This is a genomic window from Enterobacter cloacae complex sp. P47BA (genome assembly GCF_014930485.1).
In the GTDB taxonomy this organism is placed as follows: Bacteria; Pseudomonadota; Gammaproteobacteria; order Enterobacterales; family Enterobacteriaceae; genus Enterobacter; species Enterobacter bugandensis.
Genome location: NZ_JADBRF010000005.1, coordinates 104,344 through 120,226, shown reverse-complemented (window position 1 = coordinate 120,226; position 15,883 = coordinate 104,344). Strand labels below are relative to the sequence as shown.

Annotated in this window: 9 protein-coding genes; 3 read left to right on the top strand and 6 right to left on the bottom strand. The window is 54.5% G+C overall.

The genetic code is table 11. From position 1 onward, the window contains the following. Window positions 1-6: 6 nt before the first annotated feature. The 4 genes from yfaE to ubiG all read right to left on the bottom strand — a co-directional run bounded on the left by yfaE (window position 7) and on the right by ubiG (window position 4,802). A complete protein-coding gene (yfaE, locus tag IM299_RS07615; RefSeq protein ID WP_047367977.1) occupies window positions 7-261 on the bottom strand; it encodes a class I ribonucleotide reductase maintenance protein YfaE in 255 nt (84 codons plus the stop codon). Further along, complete coding sequence (gene nrdB, locus IM299_RS07610; protein WP_041908962.1) at window positions 261-1,391, bottom strand: class Ia ribonucleoside-diphosphate reductase subunit beta; 1,131 nt, start codon at window positions 1,389-1,391, stop codon at window positions 261-263. The genes yfaE and nrdB overlap by 1 nt, the downstream gene beginning before the upstream one ends. A gap of 49 nt (window positions 1,392-1,440) precedes the next feature. Next, on the bottom strand, window positions 1,441-3,726 hold the full coding sequence (gene nrdA / locus IM299_RS07605) for a class 1a ribonucleoside-diphosphate reductase subunit alpha (RefSeq protein ID WP_028013905.1): 2,286 nt from the start codon (window positions 3,724-3,726) through the stop codon (window positions 1,441-1,443). A gap of 347 nt (window positions 3,727-4,073) precedes the next feature. Continuing rightward, entirely contained in the window at window positions 4,074-4,802 is a 729-nt protein-coding gene (gene ubiG / locus IM299_RS07600) for a bifunctional 2-polyprenyl-6-hydroxyphenol methylase/3-demethylubiquinol 3-O-methyltransferase UbiG (protein WP_020690665.1), read from the bottom strand. A 146-nt stretch (window positions 4,803-4,948) separates the two neighbouring features. Here ubiG and gyrA point away from each other — a divergent pair, with 146 nt between their 5' ends. Further along, on the top strand, window positions 4,949-7,585 hold the full coding sequence (gene gyrA / locus IM299_RS07595) for a DNA topoisomerase (ATP-hydrolyzing) subunit A (RefSeq protein WP_193357272.1): 2,637 nt from the start codon (window positions 4,949-4,951) through the stop codon (window positions 7,583-7,585). 134 nt (window positions 7,586-7,719) lie between these two features. Continuing rightward, window positions 7,720-10,566 carry a two-component system sensor histidine kinase RcsC gene (gene rcsC / locus IM299_RS07590; protein WP_193357271.1) on the top strand — a complete coding sequence of 949 codons (2,847 nt, stop codon included), beginning with the start codon at window positions 7,720-7,722 and terminating at the stop codon, window positions 10,564-10,566. Window positions 10,567-10,678: 112 nt separating this feature from the next. Here rcsC and rcsB read toward each other — a convergent pair whose 3' ends face one another. Both rcsB and rcsD read right to left on the bottom strand, forming a co-directional pair. Then, on the bottom strand, window positions 10,679-11,329 hold the full coding sequence (gene rcsB / locus IM299_RS07585) for a response regulator transcription factor RcsB (protein WP_006176468.1): 651 nt from the start codon (window positions 11,327-11,329) through the stop codon (window positions 10,679-10,681). A gap of 16 nt (window positions 11,330-11,345) precedes the next feature. After that, window positions 11,346-14,018 (bottom strand): phosphotransferase RcsD, encoded by a 2,673-nt coding sequence (rcsD, locus tag IM299_RS07580; protein WP_028013900.1) that lies wholly within the window; start codon window positions 14,016-14,018, stop codon window positions 11,346-11,348. 743 nt (window positions 14,019-14,761) lie between these two features. Between rcsD and IM299_RS07575 the strand changes: the two genes are divergently transcribed. Further along, entirely contained in the window at window positions 14,762-15,877 is a 1,116-nt protein-coding gene (locus IM299_RS07575) for a porin OmpC (protein WP_041908969.1), read from the top strand. The last annotated feature ends 6 nt before the right edge of the window (window positions 15,878-15,883 follow it).

Sequence of the window (15,883 nt, the reverse complement as noted above, 5' to 3'; positions counted from 1 at the left end):
CCTTTTTTACATCTCGATCTCAATATCGCCTTTTGCCCGGCAGCAGCAGGGCAAAATTTCCCCTTCACTGATAAAGGCCAGCGGTTCGGTCAGCCAGTCCACCTGGCCTGCGACCAGACGGCAGCGGCAGGAGCCGCAATAGCCTTCACGACACTGGTACTCTACCTCCACCTGATGCGCTTCAAGCGCCACCAGAAGGGAAGGGTGCTCATCCTGGCACAGCACTTCGGTGCCAGAAAGGCTCAGCGTTACGCGCGTCATCAGAGCTGGAAGTCGCTCAGGTCGTCGGTGTTGACTTCAGAATCAATCTGACCGACCAGATAAGAGCTCACTTCCACTTCCTGCGGCGCAACCTGCACGTTATCGGATACCAGCCAGGTGTTGATCCACGGAATCGGGTTAGAGCGCGTCTGGAACGGCAGGTCCAGACCAACCGCCTGCATGCGGATGTTGGTGATGTACTCCACGTACTGGCACAGAATATCTTTGTTCAGGCCAATCATGGAGCCGTCGCGGAACAGGTAGTCAGCCCACTCTTTCTCCTGCTGAGCCGCCAGCACGAACAGGTCGTAGCACTCCTGCTTGCACTCTTCGGCGATTTCCGCCATCTCCGGGTCGTCCGTACCGCTGCGCAGCAGGTTCAGCATGTGCTGGGTGCCGGTCAGGTGCAGGGCTTCGTCACGAGCGATCAGACGGATGATTTTGGCGTTGCCTTCCATCAGCTTGCGCTCGGCAAAGGCGAAGGAGCAGGCGAAGCTCACGTAGAAGCGGATCGCTTCCAGGGCGTTAACGCTCATCAGGCAGAGGTACAGCTGCTTTTTCAGCGCGCGCAGGTTCACGGTAACGGTTTTGCCGTTCACGCTGTGGGTGCCTTCGCCCAGCAGATGCCAGTAGCTGGTCATCTCGATCAGCTCGTCGTAGTAGTGCGCAATGCCTTCCGCGCGCTTCTGGATCTGCTCGTTAGTGACGATATCGTCAAACACCACCGCCGGATCGTTCACGATGTTGCGGATGATGTGGGTATAAGAGCGGGAGTGGATCGTCTCGGAGAACGCCCAGGTTTCCACCCAGGTTTCCAGTTCAGGAATCGAGATCAGCGGCAACAGCGCCACGTTCGGGCTACGGCCCTGAATGGAGTCCAGCAGCGTCTGGTACTTCAGATTGCTGATGAAGATATGCTTTTCGTGATCCGGCAGCGACTGGTAATCAATACGGTCGCGGGAAACGTCAACTTCTTCCGGACGCCAGAAGAAGGAGAGTTGCTTTTCAATCAGCTTTTCGAAGATGTCATATTTTTGCTGATCGTAGCGTGCCACGTTGACCGGCTGGCCGAAGAACATTGGCTCTTTGAGCTGGTCGTTTTTCGTCTGTGAAAAGGTGGTATATGCCATGAGTGTGTCCTGTCTTACGAAATAAAGGCGGGGATATCCCCGCCCTTCATTAGATCTTACATGCGCCGCTTTCGCAGCCATCGTCCTGAATTGACGGTACCAGGTCGTCCTGCGCGTCTTCTGCACCGTCACGGGTGTTGTGATAGTACAGCGTTTTCACGCCAAATTTGTAGGCGGTCAGCAGGTCTTTCAACAGCTGCTGCATCGGTACCTTGCCGGACGGGAAGCGCGTCGGGTCGTAGTTAGTATTGGCAGAGATCGACTGGTCGATAAACTTCTGCATGATACCCACCAGCTGCAGGTAGCCGTCGTTGTTTGGCATCTCCCACAGCAGCTCGTAGTTGTTGCCCAGCGTTTCGTAATCCGGCACCACCTGACGCAGCACGCCGTCTTTCGACGCTTTAATGCTGACGTGGCCGCGCGGTGGCTCAATACCGTTGGTGGCGTTGGAGATCTGCGAAGAGGTCTCGGACGGCATCAGGGCAGAAAGCGTGGAGTTACGCAGGCCGTGCGTTTTGATGGACTCGCGCAGGCCTTCCCAGTCCAGGTGCAGCGGCTCGCTGACGATCGCATCCAGGTCTTTCTTATAGGTGTCGATCGGCAGAATGCCTTTTGCATAGGTGGTTTCGTTGAACCACGGGCACGCGCCTTGCTCTTTCGCCAGCTCGTTAGAGGCTTTCATCAGGTAGTACTGAATCGCTTCGAACGTCTGGTGCGTCAGGTTATTAGCGCTGCCGTCGGAGTAACGCTTGCCGTTTTTCGCCAGCCAGTAGGCGAAGTTGATCACGCCGATACCCAGGGTACGACGGCCCATTGCGCCGCGTTTAGCGGCCGGGATTGGGTAATCCTGGTAGTCCAGCAGGGCATCCAGCGCACGTACCGCCAGCACGGCCAGCTCTTCCAGCTCGTCCAGACTCTTAATCGCACCCAGGTTGAATGCGGAGAGCGTACACAGGGCGATTTCGCCGTTTTCGTCGTTCACGTCTTCCAGCGGTTTGGTCGGCAGGGCGATCTCCAGGCACAGGTTAGACTGGCGCACTGGCGCAACCGCCGGATCAAACGGGCTGTGGGTATTGCAGTGGTCAACGTTCTGGATGTAGATACGGCCGGTAGAGGCGCGCTCCTGCATCATCAGGGAGAACAGGTCTACCGCCTTCAGGCGCTGTTTACGGATGCTGTCGTCTTTTTCATATTTGGTGTACAGACGCTCGAACTCGTCCTGATCGGCGAAGAACGCGTCGTACAGGCCCGGGACGTCGGACGGGCTGAACAGGGTGATGTCCTCCCCTTTCAGCAGACGGGTGTACATCAGCTTGTTGATCTGCACGCCGTAGTCCATGTGACGCACGCGGTTGCCTTCCACGCCGCGGTTGTTTTTCAGTACCAGCAGGCTTTCCACTTCCAGGTGCCACATTGGGTAGAACAGGGTCGCTGCGCCGCCGCGCACGCCGCCCTGAGAGCAGGATTTTACCGCCGTCTGGAAGTGCTTGTAGAACGGGATACAGCCGGTGTGGAACGCTTCACCGCCGCGAATCGGGCTGCCCAGCGCGCGGATGCGACCGGCGTTGATGCCGATACCGGCACGCTGGGAGACGTATTTCACGATGGCGCTGGAGGTGGCGTTGATGGAATCCAGGCTGTCACCACACTCGATCAGTACGCAAGAGCTGAACTGACGAGTAGGGGTGCGCACGCCAGACATGATCGGCGTTGGCAGAGAAATTTTGAACGTCGATACCGCATCGTAGAAACGCTTCACGTAGTCCAGACGGGTGTCGCGCGGGTAGTTTGAGAACAGGCAGGCGGCCACCAGAATATAGAGGAACTGGGCGCTTTCGTAGATCTCACCGGTCACACGGTTCTGAACCAGGTATTTGCCTTCGAGCTGCTTCACCGCCGCGTAGGAGAAGTTCATGTCGCGCCAGTGATCGATAAACCCGTTCATCTGCTCGAACTCTTCTTCCGTATAGTCTTCCAGCAGATGCGTGTCGTATTTGCCCAGCTCAACCATTTTCACCACGTGATCGTAAAGCTTTGGCGGCTCGAACTGGCCGTAGGCTTTCTTACGCAGGTGGAAAATCGCCAGACGCGCAGCGAGGTACTGATAATCCGGTGCGTCGCGGGAGATCAGATCCGCCGCTGCTTTGATAATGGTTTCGTGGATATCAGACGTTTTGATGCCGTCGTAGAACTGAATGTGAGAACGCAGTTCAACCTGGGATATAGATACGTTATTCAGTCCTTCTGCTGCCCAGTCGAGAACTCGATGGATTTTGTCCAGATTGATACGCTCGGTAGTACCGTCGCGCTTTGTCACCAGCAGACTCTGATTCATGTGGGTTTTACCTGTCCGTGAAATAAAAAATATCCCCCGCTTATCCACAGATCCGTCTTGTGACTAACTCTGTGGATAAATACTACATATAGGGGGTTTGCGATAAGAAAAACGCTATATGGTGAGTATTCTAGTATCGAATCTTTTCAGCACAAGGGTTGATTTTGAGGTTAAATTGAGGTTGTGAAAGGGTAAAAAAGCGTAAGTCCTCGTACCGTAAGGCCTGGAAGAGATGTCAATAATTTAGAAAAAAAATTCAAAATTTGATCGAGTGCTGATTTCTTCAACGGGAGGTCAGAATTGCGCAACATGATGTCGCGCAATCATTATAAGAATAACGGATGACGTTAGTCGTTTTTGGCGGTTGTATGCAACATATAGTTAACATCCACGCCCGGGGCAAGTTTGAATTTATCCGTTAGCGGGTTGTAGTGCAGGCCCGTGATGTGCTGCTCCTTAAGCCACGTCTGGTCAACCCAGCCCAGCAGTTCGGCAGGCTTGATAAACTTCTTCACGTCGTGCGTCCCTTTCGGCACCATGCGCAGCACATATTCTGCGCCGACCACGGCCATCAGCCAGGCTTTACCGTTGCGGTTAATTGTCGAGAAGAAGACCTGGCCGCCCGGCTTCACCAGTTTTGCACAGGCGTTTACCACGGACTGCGGATCCGGAACGTGCTCCAGCATCTCCATGCAGGTCACCACATCGTACTGGTGGGCATGTTTTGCCGCGTGCTCTTCCACGGTTTCCTGCACATATTCCACCTGTATACCGGACTCCAGCGCATGAAGACGGGCAACCTGTAGAGGCTCGAAGCCCATGTCCAGGCCGGTGACGGTGGCCCCTTCGCGCGCCATGCTCTCCGCCAGGATGCCGCCGCCGCAGCCGACGTCGAGCACTTTCTTACCGAACAGACCGCCGGAACGCTCCGCGATATAGCCCAGACGCAGCGGGTTAATGCGATGCAGCGGTTTGAACTCACCTTCGAGATCCCACCAGCGGGACGCCACCGCTTCAAATTTGGCAATCTCTTCGTGGTCAACGTTGTGTGCCACCGGGGATTTTTCGGCATTCATGGGCGCTTTTACTCCTTATTTAGCAAGACAAATGAGTATATCAGGCAATCCCTGTGAATAAAGCGTATAGGTTTACCTGTATCACCGCGGCTGTGTTATAATTTGCGACCTTTGAATCCGGGATACAGTAGAGGGATAGCGGTTAGATGAGCGACCTTGCGAGAGAAATTACACCGGTTAACATCGAGGAAGAGCTGAAAAGCTCCTATCTGGACTATGCGATGTCGGTCATTGTTGGCCGTGCGCTGCCGGATGTCCGCGATGGCCTGAAGCCGGTACACCGTCGCGTACTATACGCCATGAACGTATTGGGCAATGACTGGAATAAAGCCTACAAAAAATCTGCCCGTGTCGTTGGTGACGTAATCGGTAAATACCATCCCCATGGTGATTCCGCGGTGTACGACACCATTGTCCGTATGGCGCAGCCGTTCTCGCTGCGTTACATGCTGGTAGATGGTCAGGGTAACTTTGGTTCTATCGACGGCGACTCCGCCGCGGCAATGCGTTATACGGAAATCCGTCTGGCGAAGATTGCCCATGAGCTGATGGCCGACCTGGAAAAAGAGACGGTTGATTTCGTTGATAACTACGACGGCACGGAAAAAATTCCTGACGTTATGCCAACGAAGATCCCTAACCTGCTGGTGAACGGCTCGTCCGGTATCGCCGTGGGTATGGCGACCAACATTCCGCCGCACAACATCACGGAAGTGATCAACGGCTGCCTGGCCTATATCGACGATGAAGACATCAGCATTGAAGGGCTGATGGAACACATCCCGGGCCCGGACTTCCCGACGGCGGCGATCATCAACGGTCGTCGCGGCATTGAAGAAGCGTACCGCACCGGTCGCGGCAAGATTTACATTCGTGCCCGCGCCGAAGTAGAAGCGGACGCCAAAACCGGCCGTGAAACTATCATTGTTCACGAGATCCCGTATCAGGTGAACAAAGCGCGTCTGATTGAAAAAATCGCCGAGCTGGTAAAAGAGAAACGCGTTGAAGGCATCAGCGCGCTGCGTGACGAGTCTGACAAAGACGGTATGCGCATCGTGATTGAAATCAAGCGCGACGCGGTGGGTGAGGTTGTGCTGAACAACCTGTACTCCCAGACTCAGCTTCAGGTCTCCTTCGGTATCAACATGGTTGCGCTGCACCATGGTCAGCCGAAGATCATGAACCTGAAAGAGATCCTGAGCGCGTTCGTGCGTCACCGCCGCGAAGTGGTGACCCGTCGTACCATCTTCGAACTGCGCAAAGCGCGCGATCGCGCTCATATCCTTGAAGCACTGGCCGTTGCGCTGGCGAACATCGACCCGATCATCGAGCTGATCCGTCGTGCGCCGACGCCGGCAGAAGCGAAAGCTTCGCTGGTTGCGCGTCCATGGGATCTGGGCAACGTGGCGGCGATGCTGGAACGTGCGGGCGACGACGCTGCGCGTCCTGAGTGGCTCGAGCCTGAATTCGGCGTGCGTGACGGTCAGTACTACCTGACTGAACAGCAGGCCCAGGCGATTCTGGATCTGCGCCTGCAGAAGCTGACCGGCCTTGAGCATGAAAAACTGCTCGACGAGTACAAAGAGCTGCTGGAGCAAATTGCTGAGTTGCTGCACATCCTGGGTAGCGCAGAGCGCCTGATGGAAGTGATCCGCGAAGAGCTGGAGCTGGTCCGCGATCAGTTCGGCGACGAGCGTCGTACCGAAATCACGGCCAACAGCTCTGATATCAACATTGAAGATCTGATCAACCGCGAAGACGTGGTCGTGACGCTGTCTCACCAGGGCTACGTGAAGTATCAGCCGTTGACCGACTACGAAGCACAGCGTCGTGGCGGTAAAGGTAAATCTGCGGCACGTATTAAAGAAGAAGACTTCATTGACCGTCTGCTGGTGGCTAACACCCACGATACGATCCTCTGCTTCTCCAGCCGTGGCCGTCTGTACTGGATGAAGGTCTATCAGCTGCCGGAAGCGAGCCGCGGTGCGCGCGGTCGTCCAATCGTCAACCTGCTGCCGCTGGAAGCGAACGAACGTATCACCGCCATCCTGCCGGTACGCGAGTACGAAGAGGGCGTGAACGTCTTTATGGCGACCGCCAGCGGTACCGTGAAGAAAACCGCGCTGACCGAGTTCAGCCGTCCACGTTCTGCCGGTATTATTGCGGTGAACCTGAACGAAGGCGACGAGCTGATCGGTGTGGATCTGACCTCCGGTTCTGATGAAGTGATGCTGTTCTCTGCGGCCGGTAAAGTGGTGCGCTTCAAAGAGAATGCCGTGCGTGCAATGGGTCGTACGGCGACCGGCGTGCGCGGTATTAAGCTGGCGGGTGAAGACTCCGTTGTTTCCCTGATCGTTCCACGTGGCGAAGGCGCAATCCTGACCGTCACCCAGAACGGCTACGGTAAACGTACGGCGGAAAGCGAATACCCGACCAAGTCACGCGGCACGCAGGGTGTTATCTCCATCAAGGTCACCGAGCGCAACGGTTCCGTTGTGGGCGCGGTGCAGGTGGACGATGCCGACCAGATCATGATGATCACCGATGCCGGTACGCTGGTGCGTACGCGCGTATCCGAGATCAGCGTGGTGGGCCGTAACACCCAGGGCGTTATCCTCATCCGTACGGCGGAAGATGAAAACGTGGTCGGTCTGCAACGCGTTGCTGAGCCGGTGGACGACGAAGAGCTCGATTCCATCGACGGCAGCATCGCGGAAGGTGATGATGAAATCGCACCGGAAGCAGAGAGCGACGACGACGCAGCGGATGACGCTGACGAGTAATCTCTTCTGACGCATAAAGGGCCGGATTCCGGCCCTTTTCTTTTGCAGATGCAGATACGTGAACGTTGCGACAAGCCGCGTTTACCGCTACCTTAACCACATTCTTTTGACCCCGACGGCGGAGCCTCGCCCCTTTGAAATACCTCGTCTCCTTTCGTACCACGCTGAAAGTTTCTCGCTATCTGTTCCGGGCGCTGGCGCTCCTGCTTTGGCTGCTGGTGGCCTTGCTGTCGGTGTTTTACATCGTCAATGCGCTGAACCAGAAAGAAGCGGAGATCCGCCAGGAGTTTAATTTAAGCTCCGATCAGGCCCAGCGCTACATTCAGCGAACGTCTGACGTGATGAAGGAGCTGAAGTATATTGCCGAAAATCGGCTGACGGCAGAAAACGGTATCCTTGCCCTGCGCGGGCGCAATGACAAAACCGAAGTACCGGACTTCCAGCCGCTGTTCCCGGACTCGGATTGCTCCACCATGAGCAGCACCTGGCGCGGGTCGCTGGAATCCCTCGCCTGGTTTATGCGCTACTGGCGCGACAACTTCTCCGCCGCCTACGACCTTAACCGCGTATTCCTGATTGGCAGTGAAAACCTCTGCATGGCTGACTTTGGCCTGCGCGATGTGCCCGTCGAGCGCGATGATGCGCTGAAAAGCCTGCACGAGCGTATTGTGAAATATCGCAATGCGCCGCAGGACGAGCGCGGGAACAACATCTTCTGGATTAGCCAGGGGCCGCGCATGGGCGTGGGCTATTTCTACGCGCTGACGCCGGTCTACCTGGGTAATCGTCTGCAGGCGCTGCTGGGGATTGAGCAGACCATCCGCATGGAAAACTTCTTCACGCCGGGGAGCCTGCCGATGGGCGTGACCATTCTGGATGAAAACGGGCATCAGCTGATCTCACTCGCCGGGCCGGATAAAAGTTTGAACGTCGATCCGCACTGGATGCAGGAACGCTCATGGTTTGGCTACACCTCCGGCTTCCGCGAGCTGGTGCTGAAAAAAAGCCTGCCGCCATCGTCGCTGAGCATTGTTTACTCGCTGCCGGTGGATATGGTCCTTGAGCGGATACGCATTCTTATTATGAATGCGATCCTGCTGAACCTGCTGGTGGGCGGGGCGCTGTTTACGCTGGCGCGCATGTATGAGCGGAGAATCTTTATTCCCGCCGAAAGTGACGCCCAGCGTCTGGAGGAGCACGAGCAGTTCAACCGCAAAATTGTCGCCTCGGCTCCGGTGGGGATCTGCATTCTTCGTACCCAGGACGGGACCAACATCCTGAGTAACGAGCTGGCGCACAACTACCTGAACATGCTGACGCACGAGGACCGGCAAAGGCTGACGCAAATCATCTGCGGCCAGCAGGTGAACTTTGTCGACGTGCTCACCAGCACCCACACTAACCTGCAGATCAGCTTTGTTCATTCCCGCTATCGCAATGAAAACGTAGCGATTTGCGTGCTGGTGGATGTCTCCGCGCGCGTGAAGATGGAAGAGTCGCTGCAGGAGATGGCGCAGGCCGCGGAGCAGGCCAGCCAGTCGAAATCCATGTTCCTGGCTACCGTCAGTCACGAGCTACGTACGCCGCTGTACGGGATTATCGGTAACCTCGATCTGCTGCAGACGAAGGAATTGCCGAAAGGCGTCGACCGGCTGGTAACGGCGATGAACAACTCCTCCAGCCTGCTGCTGAAGATCATCAGCGATATTCTCGACTTCTCTAAAATTGAGTCTGAGCAGCTGAAAATTGAGCCGCGCGAGTTTTCGCCGCGTGAGGTCATGAACCACATCAGCGCCAACTATCTGCCGCTGGTGGTGCGTAAACAGCTGGGGCTCTACTGCTTCATTGAACCGGATGTGCCGCTGACGCTGCACGGCGACCCGATGCGCCTGCAGCAGGTCATCTCTAACCTGCTCAGCAATGCCATTAAATTCACCGATATCGGCTGCATTGTGCTACACGTACGCCGGGCGGGAGATTACCTCAGCATCCGCGTGCGTGACACGGGGGTGGGCATACCGGCCAAGGAGGTGGTGCGTCTGTTCGACCCGTTCTTCCAGGTCGGCACCGGCGTGCAGCGTAACTTCCAGGGCACCGGTCTGGGGCTGGCGATTTGCGAGAAGCTCGTCAGCATGATGGACGGTGACATTTCCGTGGATACTGAGCCCGGCATGGGCAGCCAGTTCACCATCCGCATTCCGCTCTATTCCGCGCAGTATCCGGCAAAAGCCACGGTTGACGGGCTGAACGATAAGCGCTGCTGGCTGGCGGTCAATAATGCCTCGCTGAATGACTATCTGACGGCGCTGCTCGCCCATAGCGGCGTGAGGGTCTGCCGCTATGAAGGCCAGACGCCGGACGTGGACGATGTGCTCATCGCCGACGAGATGCCGGAACAGCCGTGGCAGGGGAGAGGAACGGTGCTCTTCTGCCGTCGCCACATTGGCATACCGGTTGAACGTGCGCCGGGCGAATGGGTGCACAGCGTCGCAACGCCGCATGAGCTGTTGAGCCTGCTGGCCCGTATCTATAAAGTTGAGCTGGAAGAGAACGACGGTGCAGTCGCGCTGCCGTCACCGGAAGGTCTGGCGTCAGTGAATGACGATATGATGATTCTGGTGGTGGATGACCATCCGATTAACCGCCGCCTGCTGGCTGACCAGCTTGGATCGCTGGGCTATCAGTGCAAAACCGCCAATGACGGCGTGGATGCGCTGAATGTGCTGAGTAAAAATCATATTGATATCGTGCTGAGCGACGTCAACATGCCTAACATGGACGGCTACCGGCTGACGCAGCGCATCCGACAGCTTGGCCTGACGCTGCCGGTCGTGGGCGTAACGGCGAACGCGCTGGCGGAAGAGAAACAGCGCTGTCTGGAGTCGGGCATGGACAGCTGCCTGTCGAAACCGGTGACGCTGGACGTGCTCAAACAAACGCTGTCTGTTTATGCGGATCGCGTGAGAAAAACCAGAATATAAAAAAGGCCCGTAAGGGCCTTTTTTATTTGCCCGGCGGCGCTGCGCTTGCGCGGGCCTACGGGTTCTGTAGGCCGGGTAAGCGTGAGCGCCATCCGGCATTTACAGTGGGGGATCAATCCTTATCCGATGCGCTCAGCGTAACGGAGGAGAGATAGTTCAGCAGGGCAATATCGTTGTCCACGCCCAGCTTCATCATTGCTGATTTTTTCTGGCTGCTGATGGTCTTAATGCTGCGGTTCAGTTTCTTGGCAATCTCGGTCACCAGGAAACCTTCGGCGAACAGGCGCAGAACTTCGCTCTCTTTCGGCGACAGGCGTTTGTCACCGTAGCCACCCGCGCTGATTTTTTCCAGCAGACGAGAGACGCTCTCAGGCGTGAACTTCTTGCCTTTCTGCAGCGCAGCCAGCGCTTTTGGCAGATCGGTCGGGGCGCCTTGCTTCAGCACAATCCCTTCGATGTCCAGATCCAGCACGGCGCTCAGGATCGCCGGGTTGTTGTTCATGGTCAGAACAATAATCGAGATGTCCGGGAAGTGACGTTTAATATATTTGATGAGCGTGATCCCATCACCGTATTTGTCTCCAGGCATAGAGAGATCGGTAATGAGCACGTGCGCATCAAGCTTTGGGAGGTTATTGATCAGTGCTGTAGAGTCTTCAAATTCACCGACTACATTCACCCACTCGATCTGTTCAAGTGATTTGCGAATACCGAACAGTACAATCGGATGGTCATCGGCAATAATTACGTTCATATTGTTCATGTATAAGGCTACCTTGCTACAGCAAGCTTTTGACGTAGGCGTCAATGTCGCTGATGTATTTTTCAATGCCAGAGGCATCTTTCTCACGAATTAGATGTTCCAGCGTTTCACATAATTGCTTGCCGGGAACCAGATTAAGCATGGCAAACACCCCTTTAAGCCGGTGTGCTGTCTGTGCCAGCGCTGCAAAATCATTCGCAGCGGACTCAGTATACAACCGCTTCACATCATCTGGTACTGTATCAACAAAGAGGGAATAGTATCCGCTGGCGTGAAGCTCGGCATTTTCATTACCGCCTAACGGGGATTCCGTTATCTCTTCCTGCGCCAGCTGCTCTTCTATTAGTTGTAGTACAGCTTCCTGCATCGCATTGCTTATATTAAAGTTGACGCGCAGCTGGCCAGGGCCGATTTTCCGCACGCGTGACTCATCATCGCTTAAAAGCAAGCCCGAGGCAGTAAGATTAGACGGATTATCAGTTAAAAACAGATCAAATTCTTGACTTGCCAGCCTTTCATCCGGCGTGATGCAGGCCGCGCCCCAGTTTTCGAGCTGACGAACCACAATATTGCGGATCTCGTTTGAGGTCACATCCACCATCACCACGACGTCATCCAGCAGGCGTTCTTCATCTTCTTCCTGCGGATTGGCGGCCATTTTCACGTGCAGAGAGTAACGCGTACCCAGTGATTCACGGGCCTTGATATTCAGATGACCGCCGAGCTTACGTGCCAGCTGATCGCACAGCCAGAAGGTCAGGGCGTTAGCCTTGCCGTAATGATCGCTTTGCGTGTCATTCAGGAACGGGAAGTGCAGATTATCAATTTCACTCGCCGTCACGCCTTCCCCGGTGTCCAGAATGCGGAACGTCAGGCGATCTTCCGCCGACTCGTCGGTGCTCACTTCAAGGGTGATCTTGCCGATTTGCGTGGTGGTCACGGCGTACTGAATAATCATCAGCAGAATACGACGCAGCGCCTCGCGGTCGCCGTGACGTTCGTCATTGGCGGGTAAATGGTTGTTGATTAGCAGCTGCAGCCCTTTGCGCTTAATTACGGGCAGGACTTCGGGAACCACTTCATCGATCAGATCCTGAATGGAGAAGAGAGAAGGGGTGCCTTTCCAGAAATCATTCTCCAGCATGTTTGCCAGCTGGATCTCATCCACCATGCGGACCAGCGAGTCGGCCTGGCAGGCGAGCTGGTGGCTTTCAGACGTGTTTAACGCCGCCGCCTGGGTCGCCAGCGTTTTTAACGGCTGCTTGAAGGCATCGCCAATATTCTGCATGAATGCCGCGCGCCCCTGCTGGTTCTTCTCATACAGCCTTTGCGCCTGCTTGAGCTTTTTATTCACCAGCACTTCGCGATCCTGATCGCGAATGATGAAGATTTGCGTACGCGGGGCCACCTGGCTGCGGAACTGACGGATCTCGTACAGTTCATTGTTAATGGTGGCCTGAATAACCCCCTGGTGCTGATCCGCCATAGTGGTGATGTTCTGCAGGTTAAGGTGCGGCAGCAGATGGTCAGCAATTTTATTGCTCATCACCGTGCGATTCGATTCCTGATCGTGAACTAACACCCCTAGCGGCAGCACGGAGACAATCTCTTCATTGAGCGCGCGCAATACGCGCAGCTCGTTGGTGTTGCCCGCGGAGACCGCAGACGCGTCGCTCTGGCGTCCCGGCTGGAAGCGGAAGGTGCTGTAGCCAAACAGGGCCAGCGCCAGCAGACCAATATTCAGCAGCAGCGGCAGCAGAATATTTTGCAGGGTATCAAGCAGCAGCGTGCCGAACGGTACCTGCCACACCAGACGCATGCCGGTTGAGTTCAGCGACGAGGCAATTTCAATTTTCGAGCCGTTAAAGGAGATGGTGACGCTCTCTGCGGCCTCTTTGTCGGACGCCGCACGCATGTTCTGGGTGCTGCTGTCCGGCTCCAGACGGAAGCTGTCGAGCGGCATATCCGGCGGGATCAAATCATTAATGGGTAAATCGAAGGCCACGACCGTCGCCAGATGACCCGGCTGGTTAAAGGTGGTACGCAGGGTAAAATAGTGACCATTCTGCCAGGCCAATCGGCGCAGCGATGAGAAGCTCTCACGTTCATCAAGGGCATTGGCCTGCTGCAGCATTTCTGCCCGGCGGGAGTCGACAATGCTGCCGACCGTCGTCTCTTTAAATCCGGAAGAGAGATCTTTCAACGGCAGCGTCGAGATCAGGATCATGCTGTTGTCCTGACCGTTCAGATAGTACATCGACCACGGCACCGTTTCGGCGCCCCAGAGGGTATCCAGGTAGGTCGAAATACGCTGCGTCATCTCAAGGGTCGCGCTGTCGTGAGAGCCAAAGATAAGCGCTTCAGTCTTACGCTGCGGTTTTTCGAGATAGTAGACATCCTGCTTAAGCCGCGTCTCCTGAAGCCCATCTCCGGATGAGCTGGCAGGCGCTGCCGCAATGTTGTCGTAAATCTGCCAGGTGGCGTAGCGCCAGGTATCAATACGCTTGTGTACGGCGTGGGTAATATCCACCACCTGATAGCTCTTATCCTTCAGCCAGGCGTTAACCGCGCTCTGCACCATCACGCCCATTGTGACTAACAGCACCACGATCAAAAGAAGAAAGAAACGGGTGATGCTCCCGGGCAGAAGGGAGAATTTGCTTTGGGCGGTAGTTTCAGTCTGACTCATTGATATCTTTAACCCGTGATGGTCGTGCTCTGTGGCGATAGGGCAGTATAAAGGGTAATAACTGAATTTCCAGCGCCACTGTCCTTGAACAAGCGACTTTTTCGATGGCCCGTGCGAGAGAGAAAGGACGTCTTAAATGTGTACAAGAACATAATGTATGTACAAATAAAAAATGCATTTCGTCAGAAAATAGCACGAATTAACAAGAAATTAAGTTTTGAGCGAATTTTCCCATTATGCACAGGGGCGAGCGTGAATTTAGTTAATAGTCGTTATAATTACGCGGCGGTAGCACAAAAAAGGAAAAGTTACGTAAAGAAGGGTAAAAAAAAACCGAATGCGATGCATCCGGTTGAATTAGGGATAAACAGACATTCAAAGCTGAATGACGGTAATAAATAAAGTTAATGATGATAGCGAGAGTTATTTTAGAGACTGGAGTCGATCTTGTTTTGTCATTCAGTGCGGTAACGTTTTTTATTTTAACTCTTTGATATGTATTGGGTCATTTTTCGTTTTGATTATAAGTGCTAAATTTCTAAGCTTTTTGTGCTTTGTAAAAGTTCCTTTTCATTTACATTTTGAAACATGTTGATGGATAAATGAAACATCTTCAAAGTTTTCGTATCATATTCGCATTGGATTATTCTGTAATTTTGCGGAGAATGAATTTGCCGACTGGTTAATGAGGGTTAACCAGTAAGCAGTGGCAATTATAAGGCATATAACAGAGGGTTAATAAAATGAAAGTTAAAGTACTGTCCCTCCTGGTACCAGCACTGCTGGTAGCAGGCGCAGCAAATGCGGCCGAAATTTATAATAAAGATGGCAACAAATTAGATCTGTACGGCAAAGTTGATGGTCTGCACTATTTCTCTGACGACAAGAGTGCTGACGGCGACCAGACCTACATGCGTCTTGGCTTCAAAGGCGAAACTCAGGTTAACGATCAGCTGACCGGTTATGGCCAGTGGGAATACCAGATCCAGGGCAACACGACTGAAAGCGACAACCAGTCCTGGACGCGTGTGGCGTTTGCCGGTCTGAAATTCGCTGAAGCGGGCTCTTTCGATTACGGTCGTAACTACGGCGTGATCTACGACGTAACTTCCTGGACTGACGTTCTGCCAGAATTTGGCGGCGATACCTACGGCTCAGACAACTTCCTGCAGTCTCGTGCTAACGGCGTGGCGACCTATCGTAACCAGGACTTCTTTGGTCTGGTGGATGGCCTGAACTTTGCGCTGCAGTATCAGGGTAAAAACGGTAGCGTAAGCGGCGAAAACGACACTGGTCGTAGCACCCTGAAACAGAACGGCGACGGCTACGGCGCGTCCCTGACCTATAACCTGGGTGAAGGCTTCAGCATCGGTGGTGCAATGTCTTCTTCCAAACGTACCGCTGACCAGAACAACACCGCTAACCCGGCGCTGAAAGGCGAAGGCGATCGCGCTGAAGTATATTCTGGTGGTCTGAAATACGACGCCAACAATATCTACCTGGCGGCACAATACTCACAGACCTACAACGCAACGCGTTTCGGCAACTCTCAGAGCAGCAGCGACATTTACGGTTTTGCTAACAAAGCGCAGAACTTCGAAGTGGTTGCTCAGTACCAGTTCGACTTCGGCCTGCGTCCATCCGTGGCTTACCTGCAGTCCAAAGGTAAAGACATCGAAGGTTACGGCGATCAGGATCTGCTGAAATATGTGGATGTGGGTGCGACTTACTACTTCAACAAAAACATGTCCACCTACGTGGATTACAAAATCAACCTGGTTGATGAAAATGAGTTCACCCGTCAGGCCGGTATCGGCACTGATGATATCGTCGCGCTGGGTCTGGTTTACCAGTTCTAATCGCGT